At 71.7% G+C, this 19999-nt stretch carries 18 protein-coding genes; 1 reads left to right on the top strand and 17 read right to left on the bottom strand.

Features of this window, described 5'->3' with window-relative positions:
• Nucleotides 1-107: 107 nt before the first annotated feature.
• Nucleotides 108-2180 carry an alpha-galactosidase gene (locus tag ACIHCX_RS08125; RefSeq protein ID WP_400027769.1) on the bottom strand — a complete coding sequence of 691 codons (2073 nt, stop codon included), beginning with the start codon at nt 2178-2180 and terminating at the stop codon, nt 108-110.
• A 172-nt stretch (nt 2181-2352) separates the two neighbouring features.
• On the opposite strand from ACIHCX_RS08125, the gene ACIHCX_RS08120 reads away from it, so the two are divergent.
• Nucleotides 2353-3150: a tyrosine-protein phosphatase gene (locus tag ACIHCX_RS08120; RefSeq protein WP_400027766.1), complete on the top strand. Its 798-nt coding sequence runs from the start codon at nt 2353-2355 to the stop codon at nt 3148-3150.
• Between the two features lie 42 nt (nt 3151-3192).
• On the opposite strand, the gene ACIHCX_RS08115 is transcribed toward ACIHCX_RS08120, so the two are convergent.
• The 16 genes from ACIHCX_RS08115 to ACIHCX_RS08040 all read right to left on the bottom strand — a co-directional run bounded on the left by ACIHCX_RS08115 (nt 3193) and on the right by ACIHCX_RS08040 (nt 19998).
• Nucleotides 3193-3312: a DUF6126 family protein gene (locus ACIHCX_RS08115; RefSeq protein WP_400027764.1), complete on the bottom strand. Its 120-nt coding sequence runs from the start codon at nt 3310-3312 to the stop codon at nt 3193-3195.
• Complete coding sequence (locus ACIHCX_RS08110; protein ID WP_400027762.1) at nt 3309-3932, bottom strand: helix-turn-helix domain-containing protein; 624 nt, start codon at nt 3930-3932, stop codon at nt 3309-3311. Before ACIHCX_RS08110 ends, ACIHCX_RS08115 begins: the two co-directional genes overlap by 4 nt.
• A 73-nt stretch (nt 3933-4005) precedes the next feature.
• The gene (locus ACIHCX_RS08105; protein ID WP_400027761.1) at nt 4006-5388 is read right to left on the bottom strand and encodes an aspartate aminotransferase family protein; all 1383 of its coding nucleotides are present in this window, start codon (nt 5386-5388) and stop codon (nt 4006-4008) included.
• On the bottom strand, nt 5385-7322 hold the full coding sequence (gene dxs, locus ACIHCX_RS08100) for a 1-deoxy-D-xylulose-5-phosphate synthase (protein WP_400027759.1): 1938 nt from the start codon (nt 7320-7322) through the stop codon (nt 5385-5387). The genes ACIHCX_RS08105 and dxs overlap by 4 nt, the downstream gene beginning before the upstream one ends.
• A gap of 30 nt (nt 7323-7352) precedes the next feature.
• Nucleotides 7353-8528 (bottom strand): flavodoxin-dependent (E)-4-hydroxy-3-methylbut-2-enyl-diphosphate synthase, encoded by a 1176-nt coding sequence (ispG, locus tag ACIHCX_RS08095; protein WP_400027758.1) that lies wholly within the window; start codon nt 8526-8528, stop codon nt 7353-7355.
• Nucleotides 8529-8532: 4 nt separating this feature from the next.
• Nucleotides 8533-9555 carry an adenosyl-hopene transferase HpnH gene (gene hpnH, locus ACIHCX_RS08090; protein ID WP_400027757.1) on the bottom strand — a complete coding sequence of 341 codons (1023 nt, stop codon included), beginning with the start codon at nt 9553-9555 and terminating at the stop codon, nt 8533-8535.
• A 5-nt stretch (nt 9556-9560) separates the two neighbouring features.
• Entirely contained in the window at nt 9561-10202 is a 642-nt protein-coding gene (locus tag ACIHCX_RS08085; RefSeq protein ID WP_400027755.1) for a 1-hydroxy-2-methyl-2-butenyl 4-diphosphate reductase, read from the bottom strand.
• Nucleotides 10202-12241 carry a squalene--hopene cyclase gene (gene shc / locus ACIHCX_RS08080; protein WP_400027753.1) on the bottom strand — a complete coding sequence of 680 codons (2040 nt, stop codon included), beginning with the start codon at nt 12239-12241 and terminating at the stop codon, nt 10202-10204. The genes ACIHCX_RS08085 and shc overlap by 1 nt, the downstream gene beginning before the upstream one ends.
• A gap of 119 nt (nt 12242-12360) precedes the next feature.
• Entirely contained in the window at nt 12361-13425 is a 1065-nt protein-coding gene (locus tag ACIHCX_RS08075) for a polyprenyl synthetase family protein (RefSeq protein ID WP_400028653.1), read from the bottom strand.
• A 71-nt stretch (nt 13426-13496) separates the two neighbouring features.
• Complete coding sequence (gene hpnE, locus ACIHCX_RS08070) at nt 13497-14927, bottom strand: hydroxysqualene dehydroxylase HpnE (RefSeq protein WP_400027751.1); 1431 nt, start codon at nt 14925-14927, stop codon at nt 13497-13499.
• Nucleotides 14924-15058, bottom strand: coding sequence for a DUF6380 family protein (locus ACIHCX_RS08065; protein ID WP_400028652.1), 135 nt, complete (start codon nt 15056-15058; stop codon nt 14924-14926). The genes hpnE and ACIHCX_RS08065 overlap by 4 nt, the downstream gene beginning before the upstream one ends.
• Nucleotides 15059-15069: 11 nt before the next feature.
• Nucleotides 15070-16017 (bottom strand): presqualene diphosphate synthase HpnD, encoded by a 948-nt coding sequence (hpnD, locus tag ACIHCX_RS08060; protein ID WP_400027749.1) that lies wholly within the window; start codon nt 16015-16017, stop codon nt 15070-15072.
• On the bottom strand, nt 16014-16910 hold the full coding sequence (gene hpnC / locus ACIHCX_RS08055) for a squalene synthase HpnC (protein ID WP_400027748.1): 897 nt from the start codon (nt 16908-16910) through the stop codon (nt 16014-16016). The genes hpnD and hpnC overlap by 4 nt, the downstream gene beginning before the upstream one ends.
• 360 nt (nt 16911-17270) lie before the next feature.
• Entirely contained in the window at nt 17271-18053 is a 783-nt protein-coding gene (locus ACIHCX_RS08050) for an ABC transporter ATP-binding protein (protein WP_400028651.1), read from the bottom strand.
• A gap of 19 nt (nt 18054-18072) precedes the next feature.
• Nucleotides 18073-19002 carry an ABC transporter permease gene (locus ACIHCX_RS08045; RefSeq protein ID WP_400027747.1) on the bottom strand — a complete coding sequence of 310 codons (930 nt, stop codon included), beginning with the start codon at nt 19000-19002 and terminating at the stop codon, nt 18073-18075.
• 102 nt (nt 19003-19104) lie between these two features.
• Entirely contained in the window at nt 19105-19998 is an 894-nt protein-coding gene (locus ACIHCX_RS08040; RefSeq protein WP_400027746.1) for a glycosyltransferase family 2 protein, read from the bottom strand.
• Nucleotide 19999: the final 1 nt, after the last annotated feature.

The following is a 19999-nucleotide window of genomic DNA, read 5'->3' as shown; positions in this document are numbered from 1 at the left end:
CCCATGATTCACCTTCGAATGTGACCTACGCGACCGTAGGAAAGGGTTGACGGGCGGTGAGAAAGGCCACTCCGCCCGATCGCCTCCGGCGGGAATACGCGGGCCCCTCACACGCGCCGCAGCCGGACGACCGTCGCGTCGAAGTCGCCCCGCAGCCCGGTGCGCAGCCCATGGTGCAGCAGCACGGCACCCCGGTGCACCTCCCCCGAGTCCTCGCACACGTACGAGGCCGCCGGGTCAAGGCCGCGCAGCCGCAGCGCAGGCACGGGCTCGCCGTGGTGCTGCGCCTGGAGCAGGGCGAGGACGACGGTGTCGTCGCCGAGGACGTACTGCACCGCGCTCAGCCCTCCCCGCGGGTCCCGCAGCCGGTACAGGTCGCCGTGCTGGACGACCGGCCGGATCTCCTTGTAGAGGGCGATCCAGTCGCGGGCCTCGGCCAGTTCCTCCTCCGTCCAGCGGGTGAGGTCGCCGCCCACGCCGAGCACCCCCGCCATGGCGCTCACGAAGCGGAAACGCAGCGTGCTGGCCCGCCCGTTGAGCTGGACGTTCGGGCTGTCGGTGACCCAGGCCGCCATGACCCGCGCCGGATGGACCTGGCTGAAGCCGTGCTGGATGGCGAGCCGGTCCAGCGGATCGGTGTTGTCGGAGGTCCACACCTGGTCCGTACGGGACAGGACGCCGAGGTCGATCCGGCCGCCGCCGCCCGAGCAGGACTCGAAGGCGACGCCGGGGTGCGCGGCCCGCAACCGGTCCAGCAGGGCGTACAGCGCGCGCACATGGTCGGTCCACAGACGCTGCGGGTACGGCTCCCCGGGCCAGCCCGGGTCGGTGAAGGAGCGATTGAAGTCCCACTTCACGTAGTCGATCGGGGCGCTGGAGAGCAGCGCGTCCAGCTGCTCCCACAGATGCTCCCGCACGTCCTCGCGCGCGAGGTTGAGGACGAGCTGGTTGCGGAACTCCGTCCGTGTGCGCCCCGGTTGGTGCTGCACCCAGTCGGGATGGGCGCGATACAGGTCGCTGTCGGGGTTGACCATCTCCGGCTCGACCCAGATGCCGAACCCCATGCCGAGGCCGTGCACCTGGTCGGCGAGCGGCTTCAGACCGCCGGGGAACCGGTCGGGGTTGGGCCACCAGTCGCCGAGCCCGGCGCGGTCGCCGGTGCGGGCGCCGAACCAGCCGTCGTCGACGACGAACAGTTCCACGCCGATCGCCGCCGCCTGCCGCGCGAGCGCCCCCTGCTGCTCCTCGGAGATGTCGAATCCGGTGGCCTCCCAGGAGTTGAAGAGCACCGGCCGGTCCCGGTCCGCGTCAGGGACGACGTACTGCCGCTGGTAGGCGTGCCAGGCACGGCTCGCGCCGCCGTGTCCGCTCCCGCTCCACAGCCCGGCGAAGACGGGGGTGACGTACGTCTCTCCGTCCTGGAGCCTGAGCAGCCCCGAGTCGTCGTGCCCGGCGCCCCCGGTGATCTGCACGCGCGCGTCCGGGAGCCGGGCGACCGCGATCCGCCAGGAGCCGGACCAGCCCAGGGCGCAGCCGTAGACCTCGCCGTGCTCCTCGGTGGCGTCGGTGTCCAGGGCGACCCAGGGCAGGTGCTGGTGGCCGGTGTGGCCGCGGCGGCTGCCGATGACCTGCTCGCCGTGGGCGAGGCCGGTACGCGCCAGGCGGGACTCGGCGGCCCAGCGGCCGTGCAGCTGCGACAGCCGCCAGCCCTCGCGGTCGGGCAGGGTCCAGGTGGCGGAGTCGGCGCGCAGCACCTCCACCGCTTCGGGCCCGCGGTTGGCGAGGGTGACCCAGCGCTCGACGACGTCCCCGCGCATCCGGTAGTGCAGGGTGATGTCCAGCCCCGAGTCGTGGAACAGCAGGCGCAGTTCGCCGTCCTCGGTCCGGTACCCCCCGAACGTCCACTCGGTGCCGCGCCGTCCGGCGGTGCGCACGGACAGCGCGGGCCGCACGAAGCGGGGGCCGCCCTCGACCGGGTACTCCTCGTGTCCGTCGAGCGGGGACTCGAAGGGCCGGGCGTCCGGCAGCGGACGGGCGGCCAGGGCCTTGGCGTCGGCGAGCGTGATGCTCGGTCCCCAGTGCAGGTGGAGCAGTTCGCCGCGCCCGGTGAGATGGACGGCGTACCCGCTCGTGGGCCCGGTCAGCAGCCACGTACGGCCGTCGTCGGCGGTCTCCAGCATGTTCCGTCCCCCACAGGTCCGAACCGGTCCGTGCCCGCACCGCCATCATCGAGGCGCGCGGGCGCCGGGGCAACGCCCCCGGACAACTCGTTGCCCCAGGAAGCCATGTCGTATGGTCGAAGCCGTGCCCGCCGACGCGCCGTGACGGCGGGGCCGAAAGGGAGGAGTCCCCGTGACGCAGCAGGTCCCCTCGACCGAGCCCGAGCTGGCCGCCGTGCGCAACTTCCGTGACGTGGGCGGGCTGCCGACCGTGGACGGCCGGCGGGTGCGGCACGGGATGCTGTTCCGCAGCGGCCACCTCGCGCACGCGACCGAGCAGGACGCGTCCTACCTCGGCTCCCTGGGCCTGCACACGATCTTCGACTTCCGCAACGCGGCCGACGTCAGGCTGGAGGGCCCGGACGTCGAACTGCCGGGCGTGCGCCATGTGAACCTGCCGCTGAGCGACCCGGCGGACGGCGCCGAGTTCTGGATGATGGTCCGCGACGGCAACCTCGACGAACTGCGCTCCGTCCTGGCCGACGACAAGGGCGCGCAGCGGATGATCGCGTCCTACCGGGTGCTCGTCAAGGAGCGCACCGGCGAGCACTCCCAGGTGCTGCACGCGCTCGCCGAGGACTGCGTCCCGGTCCTCATGCACTGCGCGGCGGGCAAGGACCGCGCGGGCCTGTCGATCGCCGTGACCCTCCTCGCCCTCGGCGTGGAGCGGGACGCGATCGTCGCCGACTACCTGGAGTCGAACGCCAAGCACCGCCGCTACAAGGTGCACCGCAGCGGGACCTCGGCCGCGGCCTACTCCCCCGAGGTCATGGAGCTGCTCAGCCCCCTGTTCGAGGCGCGTGCCGAGTACCTGGCGGCGGCCCTGGAGACCATCGAGGAGAGCTGGGGCGGCGTCGACGCCTATCTGGAGCGGGGGCTGCGGCTGGCCCCCGACACCCGGGACCGGCTGCGCGAGCGACTGCTGGACTGACGGGCGCTGCTCAGGCCGTCACCCGGGCCGTCGCTCGGGCCGTCACTTGGAGCCGACCGAGAACAGGAACCAGACGAACCCGGCGAAGAAGTGCCCGACGACGGTGTAGATGACGAGCCGGACCCACAGGGCACGCGGGAACTTTTCTTCCAGGTTGCTCATGGCATGTCTCCGATATGGGGGCCCAGGCACAGCGCGGCCGTGGGACTCTGCAACAGGGTGTGGACGAAGAGGAGCTCGACCCCGTCCGGGTTCTCGGCCGCGATGCGGTGCGGGGTCAGCGAGTCGAAGTGCGCGCTGCTGCCCGGCACGAGCAGGTGCGTGGCATCGCCGAGGCGGAGGCTGAGGCGCCCCTTGAGGACGTACAGCCACTCCTCGCCGGGGTGCACCCGCACGATGTCGCCCTGGGAGCCGTGCGGGACCAGGACCCGCAGGGCCTGCATGCCGCGGCCGGACGCGCCGGCCTGCCAGTACGTCCAGCCGCCGGCCCGCGTCGGCTCCAGGTCCCCGGCGCGCACGACCGCGTCCCGGTCGGGGACCGTCTCGCCGAGCACTTCGGAGACCGTCGTACCGTAGACACGGGCGAGCGCGAGGAGCATCGGCAGCGAGGGCTGGCGCCGGCCCGTCTCCAGGCGGGAGAGGTGGGCGGGCGACAGCCCGGCGGCACGGGCGGCGGCCTCCAGGGTCAGCGCGGCACGGCGGCGCAGCGCACGCAGTTGCGGCGCGACGGCGGGCAGGTCTTCGACCGGCCCTGCCGGGGGCGGGGACTCTGGAGAGCTCATACCTCCATTCCAGCGCCGCTTTGCCCCTAAGGCAAATTTCTTACCTCAGAGGCAAAGCCCTGTCCGGCTCCGCTCACCGGTTGGCGACGGCCTGTTTGACCAGCGTCTTGCCGAAGTCCCACATCAGTCCGCCGCCGTGTGCGTCGTCCATCACGGCGGTGAAGGCGTCCACGAACCGGTCGACCTCCGCCTCCCCGATGACCAGCGGCGGGATCAGTTTGATCACTTCGAGGTGGTCGCCCGAGACCTGGGTCAGGATACGGTGCCGCTGCAGCAGCGGGACGACCACCATCTGCGCGAACAGTCCCTTGCGGGCCGTCTGGAGCATGGTCCAGCGCCCGCGCAGCTTCAGCGACCTCGGCCGGCCGAACTCGATGCCGATCATCAGGCCCCGGCCGCGCACGTCGGCGAGCAGCTCGTACCGGTCGGTGAGCGCCGCCAGCCGGGACTTCAGCAGCTCGCCCGTGGCCCGCGCGTTGGCCACGATCTGCTCGTTCTCCATCACGGACAGTACGGCGAGCCCCGCCGCCATGGCCTGGGCGTTGGACCCGAAGCTCGCCGAGTGGACCAGCACCCGGTCGATCGAGGAGTAGACCTTCTTGAAGATCCAGTCCCTGCCGAGGGTCGCGCTGACCGGCACATAGCCGCCGGACAGGGCCTTGGCCACGCAGACCAGGTCCGGTTCGACCCCGTCCTCGTGCTGGTAGGCGTAGAAGTCCCCGGTGCGGCCGAGGCCCGTCTGCACCTCGTCGGCGATGAGCAGGGCCTTGTGCCGGTGCAGCAGCTCCTGCGCGGCGCGCAGCCAGCCGGGCGGGGCCTCGTGCACACCCTTGCCCTGGATCGGCTCGACGATCAGGGCGGCCACGTCGCCCTTCCTCAGCTCCCGCTCGAGTGCGTCGAGGTCGCCGAGCGGGACGGCGGTGTCGGGCAGCAACGGGGCGAAGCCGTCCCGGAAGCCCTCCTCGCCGTTGACGGACAGCGAGCCGGTGGTCAGCCCGTGGAAGGAGTGCTCGCAGTACAGGATCCGCCCTCTGCCGGTGGCGCGGCGGGCGAACTTCAGCGCGGTCTCCACCGCCTCCGTGCCGCTGTTGCCGAAGAACACCCGGTCCAGGTGCGGGCTGTGGGCCAGCAGCCGCTCCGCCAGCAGCCCGGGCAGCGGCTGGCAGTCGAAGCGGGTGAGGTCGGCGAGCTGGGCGTCCAGCACGTCGTGCAGCGCCTTGCGGACGACGGGATGGTGGCGGCCCAGGCCCATCACCCCGAACCCGGAGAGCATGTCCAGGTAGTCGTTGCCCTCCGCGTCCCAGAAGTACGCGCCCTCGGCCCGCTCGTAGACCTTGTCGAAGCCGATCGTGTGCAGCATGCGCGGCAGTTGGTGGTTGAGGTGTCTGGCGTGCAGCTCGTAGCGCTCGGCGCCCCGCTGGGACAGCAGGGCGCCGAGGTCGAACTCCGTGCTCATTCGGTTGTCTCCTTGACTGCCATGACGGCCCCGGCGCCCTCCTGCGCCGGGATCGTCCCGGCCTGCTCCCGCACGGCCAGGCTGGCGCCGATCCGGCCGGCGACCTCGACCGGGGTGAGCCCGATGTCGGCCAGCACCTCCCCGCGCTTGGCGTGCGCGAGGAACTGCTCCGGGATGCCGAACCTCCGTACCGGTACGTCGACCTCGGCGTCGCCGAGCGCCAGGGCGACCGCGGCGCCCACGCCGGCCGCCCGGCTGTTGTCCTCGACCACGGCCACCAGCCGGTGCCCGGCGGCCAGGCCCGGCAGCGCCGGATCGACGGGCTTGACCCAGCGCGGGTCGACGACGGTGCAGCCGATGCCGCGCGCCTGGAGCAGTTCGGCGGCCTGGAGGCACACCGGCGCCATCACGCCCACGGCGACCAGCAGCACGTCGGACCGCTCCGCGCGGTGCAGCACGTCCATGCCGCCGACCCGGCCGAGGGCCGGGATCCGCGGGCCGACCGACTCCTTGGGGAAACGGACCAGGGTCGGCGCGTCGTCGACGGCGACGGCCTCGCGCAGCTGCGCGCGCAGCTGGTCGGCGTCGCGCGGCGCGGCGATCCTGAGGCCGGGCACGACCTGGAGGACGGACATGTCCCACATGCCGTTGTGGGAGGGCCCGTCCACGCCGGTCACTCCCGCCCGGTCCAGGACGAAGGTGACCCCGCAGCGGTGCAGGGCCACGTCCATCAGGAGCTGGTCGAAGGCCCGGTTGAGGAAGGTGGCGTAGACGGCGACGACCGGGTGCAGACCACCGGTGGCGAGCCCCGCGGCCGAGACGGCCGCGTGCTGCTCGGCGATGCCCACGTCCCACACCCGGTCCGGGAAGCGCTCGGCGAACCTGCCCAGGCCCACCGGGTGCAGCATGGCGGCGGTGATCGCCACGACGTCGTCCCGCTCCTCGCCGATCTTCACGATCTCGTCGCCGAACACGGAGGTCCAGGACGGCCCCCCGGCGGGGGAGAGCGGTTCGCAGGTGAGCGGGTCCATCACCCCCACGGTGTGGAAGTGGTCCTCCTCGTGGGCCAGCGCGGGTTCGTAGCCGCGGCCCTTCTCGGTGAGGCAGTGGACCAGGACGGGTCCGTGGAAGCGCTTGGCCCGGCGCAGCGCCGACTCGACGGCCTTGATGTCGTGTCCGTCGATCGGGCCGAGGTACTTCAGCCCCAGGTCCTCGAACATGCCCTGCGGCGCGAACGCGTCCTTGAAGCCCTTCTTCGCGCCGTGCAGCGACTCGTAGAGGGTGGTGCCGACCACCGGGGTGCGCTGGAGGACGTCCTTGCCCCAGGCCAGGACCTTCTCGTAGCCGTCGGTGGTACGCAGGGTGGCCAGGTGGTTGGCGAGGCCGCCGATGGTCGGCGCGTAGGACCGCTCGTTGTCGTTGACGACGATGATCAGCGGCCGGTCCCTGGCGGCCGCGATGTTGTTCAGCGCCTCCCAGGCCATACCGCCGGTCAGCGCGCCGTCGCCGATGACGGCGACGACGTGTCCCTTCTCCCCCTGCACCTGGCGGGCCTTGGCGAGTCCGTCGGCCCAGCCGAGCGCCGTGGAGGCGTGGCTGTTCTCGATGACGTCGTGCTCGGACTCCTCCCGGGCGGGGTAGCCGGACAGCCCTCCCTTGCCGCGCAGCTTCGAGAAGTCCTGACGCCCTGTCAGGAGCTTGTGTACATAACTCTGGTGACCGGTGTCCCACAGGATCCGATCGACCGGCGACTCGAAGACCCGGTGCAGCGCGACGGTGAGTTCCACCACCCCCAGGTTGGGTCCGAGGTGACCGCCGGTCCTGGCCACCGCCTCCACCAGGAACTCGCGTATCTCGTCGGACAGTTCACCCAGTTCCGCCTCGGACAGCGCCTTCAGGTCGCGTGGTCCCCGGATGTTCTCCAGAATGGTCACGCTGGGCCCCCTCTCGGTCCGTGCCGTGCTTCAACCCACTGTCACTGTCGGTGTCCCCGCGACGATGCCGCCATCGGATGCGGCGCCGTCCTGGTCCATCTGCTCGGCGAGCTTCATCGCCTCCTCGATCAGGGTTTCCACGATCTTCGACTCGGGCACGGTCTTGATGACCTCGCCCTTCACAAAGATCTGCCCCTTGCCGTTGCCCGACGCGACCCCGAGGTCGGCCTCGCGGGCCTCACCCGGACCGTTGACGACGCAGCCCATCACCGCGACGCGCAGCGGCACCTCCATGCCGGTCAGACCGGCCGTGACCTCCTCGGCCAGCTTGTACACGTCGACCTGGGCACGGCCGCAGGACGGGCAGGAGACGATCTCCAGGCCGCGCTGCCGCAGGTTCAGCGACTCCAGGATCTGGATGCCGACCTTGATCTCCTCGACCGGCGGCGCGGACAGCGACACGCGGATGGTGTCGCCGATGCCCTGGGAGAGCAGCGCGCCGAAGGCGACGGCCGACTTGATCGTGCCCTGGAAGGCGGGGCCGGCCTCGGTGACGCCCAGGTGGAGGGGGTAGTCGCACTGCTCGGCGAGCTGCCGGTAGGCCTCGATCATCACGACCGGGTCGTTGTGCTTGACCGAGATCTTGATGTCGCGGAAGTCGTGCTCCTCGAAGAGGGACGCCTCCCACAGGGCCGACTCGACCAGGGCCTCCGGGGTCGCCCTGCCGTACTTCTGGAGCAGCCGGCGGTCCAGCGACCCCGCGTTCACACCGATACGGATCGGCGTGCCGTGGTCCTTGGCCGCCTTGGCGATCTCCCTGACCTTGTCGTCGAACTGCTTGATGTTGCCCGGGTTCACCCGGACCGCCGCGCACCCCGCCTCGATCGCCGCGAACACGTACTTCGGCTGGAAATGGATGTCCGCGATCACCGGGATCTGCGACTTGCGCGCGATCGTCGCCAGCGCGTCCGCGTCATCCTGCGTCGGACACGCCACCCGCACGATCTGGCAGCCCGACGCCGTCAGCTCCGCGATCTGCTGCAACGTCGCCCCGATGTCCGACGTACGCGTCGTCGTCATCGACTGCACCGACACCGGCGCGTCCCCGCCCACCGCCACCGACCCGACCTGGATCCGCCGGCTCCTGCGGCGCTCGGCGATCGGTCGGGCCGGTACCTCGGGGACTCCCAGAGGAATGGCTGTCATGGCGTCAGTCCCGGTTCCCGGACACCGTCTCGCGCAGGGCGCGCAGGGACTCCTTGAGCGATCCCATGGTGGCCAGCACGGCGGTGGGCTCGTAGCCGCAGTGCGCCATGCAGTTGGCGCACCGCGGGTCCTTGCCCCGGCCGTACTTGTCCCAGTCGGTGTCCTCGATGAGCTCCCGGTACGTCGGCACGTACCCGTCGCTCATCAGGTAGCAGGGGCGCTGCCAGCCGAACAGCGAGTAGTTCGGGATCGCCCACGCGGTGCACGGGAAGTCGACCTTGCCCTCGAGGAAGTCGAGGAACAGCGGGGAGTGGTTCAGCCGCCAGCGGCGCCTGTTGCCGCCCGCGAAGGCCTTCCGGAACAGCTCGCGGGTCTGCTCCACGCCCAGGAAGTGCTCCTGGTCGGGCGCCTTCTCGTAGGCGTAGGCGGGCGAGATCATCATCTCGTCGACCTTGAGGTCGTCGTTGAGGTAGTTGAGCACCTCGACGATGGTCTGCGGGGTGTCGGTGTTGAAGAAGGTGGAGTTGGTGGTCACCCGGAAGCCGCGCCGCTTGGCCTCCTTGATGGCCTCCACCGCCTCGTCGAACACACCCTCCTTCGCCACCGACTCGTCGTGCCGCTCCCGCAGCCCGTCGATGTGCACCGCGAAGGCGAAGTAGGGGGACGGCTTGAACTTGTCCATCTTCTTGCGCATCAGCAGCGCGTTGGTGCACAGGAAGACGTACTTCCGCTTGGCCACCAGCTGCCGGACGATCTCGTCGATCTGCGGGTGCATCAGGGGCTCGCCGCCCGCGATGGACACCATCGGCGCACCGGACTCCAGCACCGCTCCCACCGCCTGGGCGACGGGCATGCGCTGCTTGAGCACTCCGGCCGGATGCTGGATCTTGCCGCAGCCCTCGCACTTGAGGTTGCAGGCGAAGAGCGGTTCAAGCTCGACGATCAGCGGGAACTTGTCCCGCTTGCGGACCTTCTGTTCAGCCAAGTATGTGGCGACTTTGATGGACTGGCGCAGTGGCATGGCCAACTGGCTCACCTCCTGGGGAGCAGCACATTACGGTGCCATTCGAAAAAAGTCGGCAGGACGGAACGGAGTACACGGAAGGCCGATATTCCACCGCGCACCGTCCCGATACGGACGAGTTCATGTTCTGGAGCGTCCACGACCACCCGCACGGCCGCAACAGGGCGCAGGCCCTCGCGCACCGCGCTCAGGAGCGTGGCCGCCGACTCCATGTCGACCGCGATCGCGCCGGTGGCGCGCAGGTCGGACCGCTCGGGTCCACGCACGACGTGGTCGGAGCCGGTGAGCGGCCCGGTGTGCACGGTGCGCCCGGGCAGGGTCCGGGTGAGTTCCTTCACGAGCAGTTCGGTGCCGACGCAGGGGACGGTACCGCGCGGGTCCCGGGTCTCCTCGGCGACGACGAGGTCGCCGGGGTGCATGCCCGGGGCGAGTCCGGCGCAGAAGCCCGTGGCGAGCACCGCGGCCCGGTCCAGCGGCGGGCCGGCGAGGACCCGGGTGACGGACCGTTCCGCCGCCTTGGGTCCCATGCCCGTCCGCAGGACGGTGACCGGCCCGTCCGCTCCGCCGCGCTCGCCGGCGCGCAGGGCGAGACGTTCGATGCCGAGCGCGCAGGCGATCAGCAGCGGGGCCGGTCCGGGCTGTGTGCGCATCAGCTCCCCTTGACCTCGGCGCCGGGCCGGTCGGCGAGGGAACCGACGGTGGGCCGCCGGCCGGTGAAGGGCTCGCCGTGCACGTACCGGCCGAGCGCGGTGAGCGGGAAGACCTGCCGGTACAGGTGGTAGTTGATGGAGAAGTCCCACGGGAAGCCGGTACCGGTGAAGTGCGGCTCGTCCCAGGAGCCGTCCTCCCGCTGGGTGGCCGCCAGCCACTCGATGCCGCGCTCGACGGCCTTGGAGTCCCTCTCCCCCGCCGCGAGCAGGGCCATCAGGGCCCAGGCGGTCTGCGAGGCGGTGGAGGCGCCCCTGCCGCTCCACTCCTCGACCTGGTCGTAGGAGCGCAGGTCCTCGCCCCAGCCGCCGTCGTCGTTCTGCACGCTCTCCAGCCAGGCCACCGCGCGCCGGATCGCCGGGTGGGAGCCGGGCAGGCCGACGGCGGTCAGCGCGGGCACGACCGACCCGGTGCCGTAGAGGTAGTTGACGCCCCAGCGGCCGAACCACGAGCCGTTCGGCTCCTGTTCCGCCAGCAGCCACTCGACGCCGCGCCGGGCACGCGGATCGTGGGACAGGCCCTCGGCGGCGAGCATCTCCACGACGTGCGCCGTGACGTCCGCCGACGGCGGGTCGATCACCTCGCCGAAGTCGCAGAACGGCAGCCGGTTCGGGAAGGGGCTGGTGTTGTCGACGTCGAAGGCTCCCCAGGCGCCGTTCCTCGACTGCATCCCGAGGTTCCAGCGCACCCCGCGTCCGATGGCCTTGTCCAGCCGCTCCGGGTCGTGGTGCCGGACCCGGCGCAGGGCGAGGACGACCTCGGCGGTGTCGTCGATGTCGGGGTAGTTGTCGTTGTGGAACTCGAACGCCCAGCCGCCCGGCGGCAGTCCGGGACGCCGCACCGACCAGTCGCCGGGGCGGACGATCTGCTCGCCCAGCATCCAGTCCGCGGCCTTGACCAACTGGGGGTGGTCGGCAGGCAGTCCGGCGTCGGCGAGCGCGATGGCGGCCAGGCAGGTGTCCCACACCGGCGACTGGCAGGCCTCGATCATGCGGGCGCCGTCCTCGCGCCACACGGCGTAACGGTCCAGCGACTCGAGGCCCGCCCGCATCACCGGGTGCTCGAGGTCGTATCCGAGCAGGTACAGCGCGATGACCGAGTACACGGCCGGCGGCTGGATGCCGCCCCAGCAGCCGTCGTTCTCCTGCCGCTCGATGATCCAGCGGGCGGCCGAGTTCATGGCGGCCTCGCGCACCCTGCGCACGGCGACGGTGCGGTAGCCGCGCACCACCATGTCGAGCCGCTGGAACAGGCCGTCCCACGTCCTCGCCGGCGCGAGCGACCGCGACGGACGCGGATGGCCGGGGTCGGCGTGCAGTTCGTCGAGCGGGAACGGGGCCGGACGCACCGGGCGCTTGGCCGAGACGACGGTCAGCGGAACGATCGTCTGCCGCGCCCAGCACCCGAAGTTGTAGATGTTGAGCGGGAACCACTTGGGGAACCACATGAGCTCGGGCGGCAGTTCGGGCAGGTCCTCCCACTTCCACCAGCCGAACAGGGCCAGCCAGATCCGGGTGAAGACACGGGAGGCCGCAATGCCTCCCCGCGCGCGGATCCAGGCCGAGGCCCGGGCCATGTGGGGCTCGTCCGGCGCGTCGCCGGCCAGCCGGAGGGCCACGTAGGCCTCGATGGTGGTGGAGAGTTCGCCCGGGCCGCCGTAGAAGGTCGCCCAGGTGCCGTCCTCGCGCTGCTCACCGCGGATGAAGAGCGCGGCGGCCCGGGTGGTGTCCTCCTCCAGGATGCCGAGGAACTGACGCAGCAGCAGGTCCTCGGCGTCCATGGTGACGTTCGTCTCGAGGTCGCCCTTCCACCAGCCCTCGGCGTCCTGGTGGGCGAGCAGGTAGTCGGTCGCCCGCCGGGCGGCGGCTGCGGCGGCTTCTTGTACCCCGGCCGCCTCGGGGGTGCTGAGTACGGTTTCACTGGCCGCGGCAGCGCGGGTCGGCAGTGTCGCCCCGGTGCTTCCGTCGGTCGTCGCTGTCATGGCTTCCCCTTCGTGCAGTCGTGCAAGTCGTGCTGCTGTGGGTCCGCCGTCGGCCGGTGCCTGAAACCACCTTGCAGCACCGGCCGGCGACTACGCGAGGCTGGTTCGACCGATAGTGATCATCTCTTTCGTACGACGACGAAGTCGGCGAGCGCCGTGAACGCCGCCCGTACCCGCTCGGGCATGTCGACGGCGTCGAGGGCTTCGATGGCGATGGTGTGCTGACGGCGCGCCTCCTCGGCCGTCCACTCCCGGCCGCCCGCCTCCTCGATGAGGGCGGCGCGGGCCGCGAACTCCTCCTCGGAGAAGTTCGCGAAGTCGCTGCTCTTGGCGTCGGCGGCGAGGATCTCGCCGAGCCGCTCGGAGGCCGGGCCGCCCGCCGCGAGCGCGGCCACCACCGGCAGGGACTTCTTGCGCTGACGCAGGTCGCTCCAGGTCTGCTTGCCGGTGGCCTCCGGGTCGCCCCAGATGCCGAGGAGGTCGTCGACGGCCTGGAAGGCCAGGCCGAGGTGGTACCCGTAGGTCTCCAGCGTGTCGGCGGTGCGGTCGTCCGCGCCGCCGAGGACCGCGCCGACCGAGGAGGCGCAGGCGAGCAGCGCACCGGTCTTGTTGCCCTCCATCTCCAGGCACTCCGCGACGCTGACCCGGTCCCGGTGCTCGTAGGAGATGTCCTGCGCCTGCCCGTCGATCAGGGCGCGGGTGGCGGTGGTCAGGCGGCGGGCGGCCCGGCCGGCCTCGACCGTGCCCAGCTCCAGCAGCACCTCGTTGGCCAGGGCGAACAGCGCGTCGCCCACCAGGATGGCCTGGGCGGGGCCGTGCACCTTCCAGACGGTGTCCCGGTGACGGCGCTGTTCGTCGCCGTCCATCAGGTCGTCGTGCAGCAGGGAGAAGTTGTGGACGAGCTCCACGGCGACCGCGCCGGGCACACCGGCCTCGGGCGCGGCCCCGGTGACCTCGGCGGAGAGCACGGCCAAGGCGGGGCGCACGGCCTTGCCGCCGTCCCCGCGTGCCGGGTTGCCCTCGGCGTCGATCCAGCCGAAGTGGTAGGCCGCGACGGTGTCCATGGGGTGCGCCAGGCGGTCGACGGCCGCCCGCAGTACCGGCGTGGCCAGGGTCCGGCCGCGCTCCAACAGCGCGGTCACGTCCACCGCGGTCCTCCGAGCGGCCGTCGAGGCCGGGGGCACAGTGGGCACAGTCTCTCCTCTTGTTGCGGTGCCGGAGGTGCGGGGGCCTGCCGTGGGCTGCTGATCGAATGTCATGCCGCCGCCTCCTCGATGGCGAAGAGACGGCTCGGGCGGGGCCGGCCCAGGGCGCTCAGGGCGGCTTCGGCCGCCTTCACACCGCTGCGGACCGCACTCTCCATGGTCGCGGGCCACCCTGTGGCGGTCCACGCTCCGGCCAGGTACAGGCCGGGTGCCTTGGTGCGGGCGCCGGGCCGCAGCCGTCCGACGCCGGGGGCCGGGGCGAACGTCGCCGTGCGCTCCCGGGTCACGAAGAAGTCCGTCACCTCGGCGCCGCGGGCGCGGGGCAGCAGCCGCCTCAGTTCGGGCAGGTAGCGCTCGCGCAGCACGGCGACCGGCGCGTCGATCTCGTCCTGCGCCACCGACTGGGACACCGCGAGGTACTGACCGTGCTTCAGGCCGGCCGCCTCGGTGCGGTCGAACACCCACTGCACGGGTGTGCCGATGGCCGCGAAGAAGGGCGCGTTCAGCACCGTGCGGTCGTAGACGACGTGGGCGTTGAGGATCGGCGCGGTGCCGATCCTGAGCAGCCGGTCCGGGGCGTCCAGGGCGCCGGGCGGCAGCAGTCCGTGGGCCTCGCGCTGCGGTACGGCGAGGACGACCGCGTCGGCGAGCAGCTTCTCGCCGGGAACCTGAACGTTCCAGCTCCCGTTTCCGTTGAGGGAGAGGGAGGTGACGCGTGTACGGACCTCGGTACGCACGCCCGCGGCGTCGAGCGCCCTGCGGGCCAGCCCGTCGTGCAGTTCGCCCAGCGGGACGCGGGCCCAGCCGATGTCGGCCGCGCCCGGGTCGGACAGCAGTCCGGTCTTGAACACCATCGCGGCGAGCCCCAGCGAGGTGTCGCTCGCGACCGCGTTGAGGGTGGCGACCCCGACCAGGTCCCACAGGGCCTCGACGGCGCGCGCCGACTGGCCGTGCGCGGTCAGCCAGCTGCCGAAGTCCTGTGCGTCCAGGGTCGGATCGGCGAGGTCGAGCCCCTTGAGCGCGAGCGCGGCGCGGCCCACCCTGGCCCGCTCGGCGAGCGAGAGGTGCGGGTAGGTGGCGAGGCTGCGCCCGAGGTGCAGGGGTACGGGCAGCGGGTCGCGCCGCAGTGTGCCGAGCCGCCGGCCCTCGGGTCGCGCGGCGTCGACGACGGGCACCTCGAGGCGGTTCTGCAACGGGGCAAGCGCGGCGCCGCCGATCCGGTCGAGGAACCAGCGGTAGGCGGTGCAGCAGCGCAGGTACACGTGCTGGCCGTTGTCGATGGTGAGGTCGCCGCGCTGGAAGGAGAAGGCGAGCCCGCCCAGGCGGGGTCTGCCCTCCAGCAGCGTCACGCGCATTCCGGCGTCGGCGAGCGCCAGCGCGGAGGTGAGGCCGGCCAGGCCGCCGCCGACCACGACGGCGTGCCGCCCGGCCGGTCCCGTGGCGTCCGTGAGCGGTCCGTCCCGCCGTGTGCCGTCGGTCATCGCGCGCCCTCCCCTGTGCGTCCGCCGCGGTGAGCGGGTGCTTCGCGGGCGACCGTTGCCGTCAGGGACGCGGCCCGGCACCGCAGGGTTGCCCGCCGCTCCTCGCCGGTGGTCCCACCGTGCGCCGACATCACCCTCACCATCAGGCACGCCTCCTGACGGACTGCCGGGCGACGTGCCGGGCGTCGAGGCCGGACAGGCCGCGCACGGCGACGTACGCCTTCTCGTGTCCGGGCAGCGAGACCCGGCCGCGCAGCACGGCCTCCGGCTCGCGCTCGATGCGGTCGAGCAGGCGGCGGTAGATGCCGGCCATGGCGGCGACGCAGGCACCGCTGCGGCGGTCCAGCAGCGGCAGCAGCCGGTAGCCCTCGGCGAACAGGGCGCGGGCCCGCCGCACCTCGAAGTGCACCAGGCCCGCGAAGTCGGAGCCCTCCGGCGGCGTCGGCCCGTGGAACCCTGCCGAGCAGCCGAACTTGGCGAGGTCGTCGGCGGGCAGATAGGTGCGGCCGCCCTCGGCGTCCTCGCGGACGTCTCTGAGGATGTTGGTCAGCTGCAACGCGAGCCCCAGCGTGTCGGCGTACTCGGGGGCGCGTTCGGCGCCGCGCGCTCCCGGTTCGGTGCCGAACACGCCGAGGGAGAGCCGTCCGATGGCCCCGGCCACACAGCGGCAGTAGACCTTCAGGTCCTCCCAGGTCTCGTACGTCTCGCCGCGGACGTCCTTCAGGACGCCGTCGATGAGTTCGTCCAGGCCGCCGAGCGGGATCGGGAAGACCCGGGCGGCGTGGCTGAGGGCGACGGCCACGGGGTCGGTGTCGTCGTCCTCGACCGCGCCGTCGCGGACCCGGCCGAGCAAGGCCCGCGTGTCCTCCAGACGGGTGATCTTCACGTCGTCGGGCAGCGCTCCGTCGCCGATGTCGTCGACGCGCCGGGAGAACGCGTACAGCGCCGACATCGCCCGCCGCTTGGCCGTCGGCAGCAGTCTGATGCCGTAGGCGAAGTTGCGGGCCTGCTGCCCTGTGACCGCCTCGCAGTAGCTGTAGGCGGCGAGCACCGGCGCGGACACGTGTTCCGACTCCACGGCCCGGATCACCCCTCTCCTCGCAGAGTCACGCCCACCTCGCGCAGCAACCGGGTCCTCCCGGGCTTGGGCGGGCCGGGAAGTACGTCGTATTCGGCGGCGGCGATCGCGTGGACCGCCGCTCTTCCCCCCGCCACGAACCCCGCGAGCAGCAGCTTCAACCTGCCGTGGACGCTACCCACCAGGGGGGCGCCTTCATTCAGCAGACCGCGGGCGCGTTCCGCCTCGTACGCGACCAGGGCGCGCACCGAGGCGCCCGCGGTGGGCGCGGCGAGATCGGACTCCTGCACGTGGAAACGTTTCATGTCGGCGGCGGGCAGATAGATGCGGTCGCGTCCGAGGTCCTCCCGGACGTCCTGGAGGTGCTCGACGATCTGCAGGGCGGTGCAGACGGCGTCGGAGCGGCGGACACGCTCGGGCGTCGAGGTGCCGGTGACGGCGAGGACGAGGCGACCGACGGGGTTGGCGGACAGTTCGCAGTAGGCGAGGAGGTCGTCGTAGGTCTCGTACCGCGTGACGAGTTGGTCCTGCCGGTTGGCGGCGATCAGGCCGAGGAACGGCTCGGGGGTCAGTGAGCGGCGGTGGACGGTGGGCTGGAGCCGGCGCAGCAGCGGGTGGCGCGGGGTGCCGTCGAAGACCCGGCGCAGGTCGGCCTCGAACGCGTCGAGGAGGACCAGGCGGTCCTCGGCCTCGCCGGGCGACACGCCGAGCAGCCGGGCGTCCGCGCCGCCGGGGGCCAGGTCGCCGTCGCCGATGTCGTCGACGAGGCGGGCGAAGCCGTAGACGGCCATCAGGTCGAGGCGCCAGGCTCTGGGCAGGAAGAACGGTGCCACGGGGAAGTTCTCACCCGCGGCCTTGTCGAGGGTGGCGCGCTCGGGGTCGCGCGCCGTCGGTGTCCGCGTCATCGTCCACTGCCCGGCACGGGCACGGCACCTGCTCCGTTGAGCTGGGGAGTTTCCGTAGCCATTGCCGTCACATCTCCCGTTCTACACTGCCGACCCAACACACACTATTTCGGACACGCCGCCCGTCCGTCCGCGCGGCGGCGTCGGCGGAGGGTGTCGCGCATTATCTCCCCACTTGCCGCTTTCCGGGACCGCTACAGCTTACGTTGTACAACGCAGCACGCCGCGCCGGGGGTGTCCTGCACATCACAACAACACACCGATTGGTGTCAAGATTCCTCAGCACGGCGCGAGTTGACACATCCTTTGCGAACGACAGGCCCCGCCGGACGCGTTCCGGCGGGGCCCCTCGCCCGCGGGCTACTTGCCCGTGAACTCCTCGTACTCCTTGAGCACCTCTTCGGTGGGGCCGTCCATGCGCAGCTCCCCGCGCTCCAGCCACAGCACCCGGTCGCAGGTGTCACGGATGGACTTGTTGTTGTGGCTGACCAGGAACACCGTGCCGGCCTCCTTGCGCAGTTCCCGGATGCGCGCCTCGGACCGCTTCTGGAACTTGCGGTCGCCGGTGGCCAGGGCCTCGTCGATCATCAGGACGTCGTGGTCCTTGGCGGCGGCGATGGAGAAGCGCAGCCGGGCGGCCATGCCGGAGGAGTACGTGCGCATCGGCAGGGTGATGAAGTCGCCCTTCTCGTTGATGCCGGAGAAGTCGACGATCCCCTCGTAGCGCTCCTTGATCTGCTCGCGCGACATGCCCATGGCGAGCCCGCCCAGGATGACGTTGCGCTCGCCCGTGAGGTCGTTCATCAGCGCCGCGTTCACGCCGAGCAGCGAGGGCTGGCCGTCGGTGTAGACCCGGCCCCGCTCGGCGGGCAGCAGGCCGGCGATGGCGCGCAGCAGCGTGGACTTGCCGGAGCCGTTGGAGCCGATCAGGCCGATCGCCTCGCCGCGGTGGGCGACGAAGGAGACGCCCCTGACGGCGTGCACCTTGCGCACACCCCGCGCCTCGTTGTCGGAGCCCCGCTTGAGAATGCGGCTGAGCGCGGCGGTGGCGCTGCCCTTGCCGGCCCTGGTGCCGTTGACGCGGTAGACGATGTGCAGCTCGTCCGCGATCACGGTGGGCACCCGCGGCCCACTGTCGCGCATGTCGTGGTGGTGGTTCCGGTCAGCCACGGCCGTACCTCTCCTCCGCCTTCCAGAAGTACACGAAGCCACCCACGAAGACGAGCACGGCCCAGCCGAGCGCGCCGACCCAGACGTGCGGCGGCAGGTGCGAGGAGTCGTAGCCGTCGATCAGCGCGAAGCGGATCAGGTCCATGTAGATGGCGGCGGGGTTGACCTGCATCAGCCGGATGACCCAGTCCGGCTTCCCGGCGAGCATGCCGCTGAGGGAGAACATCACACCCGACGCGTACATCCAGGTCCGCGTGACGAACGGCATGAGCTGGGCGAGGTCGGGGGTCTTGGCACCCATCCGGGCCATGATCAGCGCCAGCCCGGTGTTGAACAGGAACTGCAGCGCCAGCGCCGGCACGATCAGCAGCCAGGACAGGCCCGGGTAGCTGCCGAAGGCGATGACCACCACGAACAGCACGATCATCGAGTACAGCAGCTGCTGGAGCTGCTGGAGCGCGAACGAGATCGGCAGCGAGGCGCGCGGGAAGTGCAGCGCGCGCACCAGTCCCAGGTTGCCGGAGATGGCGCGGACGCCGGCCATGACCGAGGTCTGGGTGAAGGTGAACACGAACACCCCGGTCACCAGGAACGGGATGTACGTGTGCCGGTCGAGCCCGCGGGTGGCCCCGATGATGACGCCGAAGATGAAGTAGTACACCGCGGCGTTCAGCAGGGGCGTCGCCACCTGCCAGAGCTGGCCGAGCTTGGCCTGGCTGTACTGGGCGGTCAGCTTCGCCTGGGAGAAGGCGAGGATGAAGTGGCGCCGCCCCCACAGCTGCCGGACGTACGCCCCGAGCGGGGGCCGGGCGCCGCTGACGGACAGCCCGTACTTGTCGGCAAGCTGGGCCGGGGTGAGGCCCTCGTCGGGCGACGGGGCCGCGCCCAGGGCGACCCCGCCGTCATGCGTTGTCTCACTCACAAGTGGAAACTTTCGTCTTCGAGATGCGCTGCCAGTGCGGATGTACGGGCATGGCTGGAGCGCCGGCCGGGTAGGGCCGGGTACCCGCGGGGAACGAGCTTGTCAGATGACCGGCGGACGGCCCAGTCGGGTGAGTCGCCACACCGTACGCCACTTCATGGGCCGTCGCGGCCCGCAGGCTGTGGTCCAGCCCTCCCGGAAGCCGCCGAGCCAGGCCCTCAGGGCCGGACGCGAGGGGCGGCGGGCCAGGGTGAGCAGCAGCCACACCCCCAGATAGACCGGGACGAGGAGCAGCGGCAGGTTGCGGCGGGCCAGCCACACCCGGTTGCGCGCGACCATGCGGTGGTACACCGCGTGCCGCGACGGCGCGGTCGTCGGGTGGTACAGCACCATGTCGGACCGGTAGTCGATCATCCAGCCCGCGTCGAGGGCCCGCCACGCCAGGTCGGTTTCCTCGTGGGCGTAGAAGAACTCGTCCGGCAGGCCGCCGACTTCCGCGAAGACCCGGGTGCGCACGGCGTTGGCGCCACCGAGGAAGGTGGTGACCCGGGAGGAGCGCATCGGGTCGGCGGCGCGCAGCCGCGGCACGTGGCGGCGCTGGGTCTCACCGGTGTCCGGGTCGGCGATGCGGAAGCTGATGATGCCGAGCCGGTCGTCGGCGGCGAAGGCCTGGCGGCACAGCTCGGCGGTGTCGCTCCGGGCGAGCAGGCCGTCGTCGTCGAGGAACAGCAGGATGTCGAGGTCGCCGCCGCCCGGCCCGAAGGCCTCGATGCCGACGTTGCGGCCGCCGGGGATGCCGAGGTTCTCCGGCAGTTCGACGGTCCGCACCCCCTCGGGGACGTCCGGGACGGGCGAGCCGTTGCCGACGACGACCACCTCGACGCGGTCACCGTCCTGCTGGGCGACCGAGTCGAGCAGGGCCCGCAGTTCCTCGGGGCGGTTGCCCATGGTGATGACGACGGCGCCGACCTTGAGCGGAGCGTTCGCAGGGGTCATG

Source organism: Streptomyces sp. NPDC052043 (assembly GCF_044548235.1).
Classification (GTDB): domain Bacteria; phylum Actinomycetota; class Actinomycetes; order Streptomycetales; family Streptomycetaceae; genus Streptomyces.
Note: the sequence above shows the minus strand (reverse complement) of the source record. Positions and strands in the feature narration are given on the sequence as shown.